Source organism: Pseudomonas floridensis (assembly GCF_002087235.1).
Lineage (GTDB): Bacteria > Pseudomonadota > Gammaproteobacteria > Pseudomonadales > Pseudomonadaceae > Aquipseudomonas > Aquipseudomonas floridensis.
The window spans coordinates 1-3,737 of the sequence record NZ_MUIO01000081.1; the positions used below are offsets into that span (position 1 = coordinate 1).

General features: G+C 61.7%; 4 protein-coding genes. 3 read left to right on the top strand and 1 reads right to left on the bottom strand.

Annotated elements, in window-relative coordinates; all coding sequences use genetic code 11:
- A partial coding sequence (gene ampC / locus BZK31_RS20295) for a class C beta-lactamase (RefSeq protein WP_102136518.1) occupies positions 1–1,114 on the top strand: 1,114 nt, incomplete at its 5' end.
- On the opposite strand, the gene BZK31_RS20300 is transcribed toward ampC, so the two are convergent.
- On the bottom strand, positions 1,069–1,788 hold the full coding sequence (locus tag BZK31_RS20300; RefSeq protein WP_083184863.1) for a DNA-3-methyladenine glycosylase family protein: 720 nt from the start codon (positions 1,786–1,788) through the stop codon (positions 1,069–1,071). The two genes, ampC and BZK31_RS20300, sit on opposite strands and share 46 nt — an antisense overlap.
- Before the next feature lie 287 nt (positions 1,789–2,075).
- On the opposite strand from BZK31_RS20300, the gene efeU reads away from it, so the two are divergent.
- Positions 2,076–2,930: an iron uptake transporter permease EfeU gene (efeU, locus tag BZK31_RS20305; protein WP_083184865.1), complete on the top strand. Its 855-nt coding sequence runs from the start codon at positions 2,076–2,078 to the stop codon at positions 2,928–2,930.
- Between the two features lie 8 nt (positions 2,931–2,938).
- Positions 2,939–3,737, top strand: a 799-nt coding sequence (locus BZK31_RS20310) for a cupredoxin domain-containing protein (RefSeq protein WP_083184867.1), incomplete at its 3' end; no start/stop codon positions are given.

Here is a 3,737-nt window from a genome sequence, read left to right on the forward strand (position 1 = left end):
GAGCCCCCTCGCCTTTGCGCAGACTATCGAAGACTTCGTGCGGGAAGCGGCCGACACGCTGATGCGGGACAACGACATCAACGGCCTGTCGATCGCGATCACCCAAAAAGGCCAGCAGCAGTTTTACGACTACGGTGTTGCCTCGACACACACGCGCCAGGCGGTGACCCGCGACACCCTGTTCGAATTGGGTTCGATCAGCAAAACCTTCACCGCAACGCTCGCGACCTGGGCGCAGGCCAGCGGGCAGTTGTCCCTGACCGACAGCATCGACACTTACGTACCGCAACTGCATGACACCCGTCTGGGCAAGGTGCCGGTCTTGCATCTGGGCACTCACACAGCAGGCGGCTTTCCGCTTCAGGTGCCGGACAAGGTGCAGAACAATCAACAGCTAATGGCCTATTTCAAGGCCTGGCAACCGGACTATCTGCCCGGCACCCATCGCACCTATGCCAACCCCAGCGTCGGATTGCTGGGCATGGTTGCCGCGCGCAGCCTGAAAATGCCGTTCCCTGACGCTTTGCAGCAACGCCTGCTTCCGGCGCTGGGGCTCAAGCACACGTTCGTCACCGTACCCGACGAACAGATGCGGCTGTACGCCCAGGGCTACAACACACTCAACGAGCCCGTCAGGGTCAGCCCCGGCGTGTTGGCGACCGAGGCGTATGGCGTGAAGTCCAGCAGCCGCGACATGATTCGTTTCGTCGAGGCCAACATGGGGATTGGCACAGATCAGTACGATGCGCCGCTGCAACGCGCCCTGAACGACACCCGGACCGGTTACTTCAAGGTCGGCGACATGACCCAGGACCTGATCTGGGAGCAATACTCGATGCCAGTGCAACTGGACCGTCTGCTGGCAGGCAACTCAAACCAGCAGGCCCTGCAAACCCGCAAGGTCGAGGCCATAATCCCTACGCTGGCGCCGCAATCCGCCACCTGGGTGAACAAGACCGGCTCCACCAATGGCTTTGGCGGTTACGTGGCGTTCATCCCCGAACGGCAACTTGGCATCGTAATTCTGGCCAACAAAAACTACCCGAACGAAGAACGCGTGAAGCTGGCTTACCGGATTCTCGAGCGGGTGCAGTGCGACGCTTGCGCGCCCTGAATCTCTGCGGCGCAATGAGCCCGGCCCTCGGCGAAATCAACAGGTACGCGCCACAGGTACCAGGCTGCAACCGTCCGGAACGGGGCGAACCGTTCGCCGAGGCTCGCCATCGTCTTATGGCCGGGCTTGAGGTCGAGTGAATACAAGCGCCGATAGCCCTCGCACACGCCGAAGTCACTGGCGGGCATCACATCCAGCTCACCGAGGCCGTAGATCAGCATCATCTCGACGGTCCAGCGCCCGACGCCCGGCAACTGAATGAGCCGGGCGATGAGTTCATCGTTGCCCATCGCCAGTGCTTCGGCCACATCCGGCACCAGACCGCTAAGCCTGGCGGCTGCAATCGCCTTGATCGCCCGGCATTTGCTGGCCGAGAACCCACAATTGCGCAACGCCTGCTCGTCCATGTGCGCGAGCGCATGGGCCGTCGGAAAAGCCGATTCGGGAAACAGCCCTCTCAGGCGCATGACCATCGCGTCTCCGGCTTTGGCGTGCAGTTGCTGGTACGCCACGCCTTTGACCAACGCCTGAAACGGATCCTGAGCCGCAGTGACCGGATGCAGGCACGGGCCAACATGCTCGATCAGTGCCTGCCAGCGCTCGTCGATCCTGCCGAGCGATTCGACGGCCTGTCGATGAGCCACTGACACGGGCGTGTGAGGCGCTGCTGACATCAGGGTTGTCCAGAAAATATGTGAGTGGAGGCAGAGCCTACTGTGCCGCAGGCACTACGGGTGAGGCAAACGTCCGCCTGATTCAGGCATCCTGGCGTGCCTTGCCGAGAACCTGAACCTCGCCTGAACGACATCACAAAAATGAATTTGAGACAAAAAACAACTACCGCCATTCAAGAATGAGTATCATTATGTTACGCATTGTGTCCGGCTGCCACTGTCCGGCTGTCACGGCGCTGCGGCACCTCTCGAAACACCTTCACCCTTCTGCCTTAACCCGGTGAACTATGCTCGTTCCCTTTTTGATCATGTTGCGCGAAGGCATCGAAGCCGCGCTTATCGTTGGCATTATCGCCAGTTACCTGAAACAGACCGGCCGCGGCGAGTGGATGCCCGCCGTATGGATCGGTGTGTTTCTGGCCGCTGCCCTGTCGTTGTTCGTCGGCGGCGGCCTTGAATTGATGAGCGCCGAATTCCCGCAGAAGCAGCAAGAACTGTTCGAAGGTATCGTCGGCCTGATCGCGGTCGGCATTCTCAGTTCGATGGTGTTCTGGATGCGCAAGGTGGCGCGCTCGATCAAGCGTGAACTGCATGAATCGCTGGACGCCGCCCTCACCGGCTCGAGAAACCAGACTTATGCGCTGATCGCCATGGTGTTCTTCGCCGTGGCCCGCGAAGGACTGGAAACCGTATTTTTCCTGCTTGCCGTGTTTCAGCAGAGCGAGGGCTCCGGCGCGCCGCTGGGTGCGCTGCTCGGCCTGCTGCTGGCGGTCGGCTTTGGCGTGGCGATCTACAGCGGCAGCATGCGCCTGAACCTGAGCCTGTTCTTTCGCTGGACCGGCTTGTTCATTCTGATCGTGGCGGCCGGCATTCTGGCCAACTCGGTGCAGGCGCTGCATGAGGCGGGTGTCTGGAACCACTTGCAGGATGTGGTCTTCGACATCAGCGCCTGGCTGCCGATGGACGGACCGACCGGATCGGTACTGGCCGGCATGTTCGGCTATCAGGACGCGCCGACGGTCAGCACCCTGAGCGTCTACCTCATTTACCTGATCGGGGCGCTGGTGCTGTTCTTCCTGCCGCACGCCCCGACGGCCAACAAACCTGTGCAGCAACACCCATCTTCCGTGACGAACGAATAAGGGCACCCATGTCGAACCGTCCCTCAGGGCTTTCCGAGAAAGCCCGGCCGCCCCGTGTCCTGCGATTGGCAGTCGCAGGCTCGGTGATCCTGATGATCGCCGCAGGCGGGCTGTTCTATTACGCCTCGCAGGTGGCTGCCAAGAAGCGCGCCGCCAATGCCGGCACCGAAACCGTGGTCAACATTCACGCCCACAATTGCGAGCCGAACGCCCTGACCGTGGCGGCGGGCAAAAACGCGTTCCGCATCGTCAACCGCTCCGAACGGGCCGTCGAATGGGAAATCCTCGAGGGTGTGCTGGTGGTCGAAGAGCGGGAAAATATCGCGCCAGGGCTAAGCCAGGTCATCAACGCCAATCTGGCGCCGGGCGATTACGCAATCACTTGCGGCCTGTTGAGCAACCCGCGTGGCACTTTGCACGTAACGCCGACGGCCGAGTCCGACGCCAAAGCCAGGGCGCGGCCATCAATGACCGCATTCATTGGCCCGCTGTCCGAATACCGCGTGTACCTGAGCCTGCAGAGTTCGGCGCTGATCAAGGCGGTCACCACCCTGCAACAAGCGATTGACGCAGGTGATCTGAGCGCAGCACAGTCGGCCTACCTGCCCGCCCGCGCCGCCTATCAACGCATTGCGCCTGCCGCGCAACGTCTGGCCGAACTGGACAACGCCATCAACGCCCGCGCCGACTACTACGAAAAGCGCGAGCAGGATCCCGGCTTCGGCGGCTTCCACCGCGTCGAATACGCGCTGTTCGCACAACACAGCGTCGAGGGCCTGGGCCCTGTCGCCCAGCGTCTGCAAGCCG

Excerpts from the sequence above, each read along its gene's own strand:
- BZK31_RS20300 (WP_083184863.1), bottom strand. The coding sequence starts at position 1,788 with ATGTCAGCAGCGCCTCACACGCCCGTGTCAGTGGCTCATCGACAGGCC.
- efeU (WP_083184865.1), top strand. The coding sequence starts at position 2,076 with ATGCTCGTTCCCTTTTTGATCATGTTGCGCGAAGGCATCGAAGCCGCG.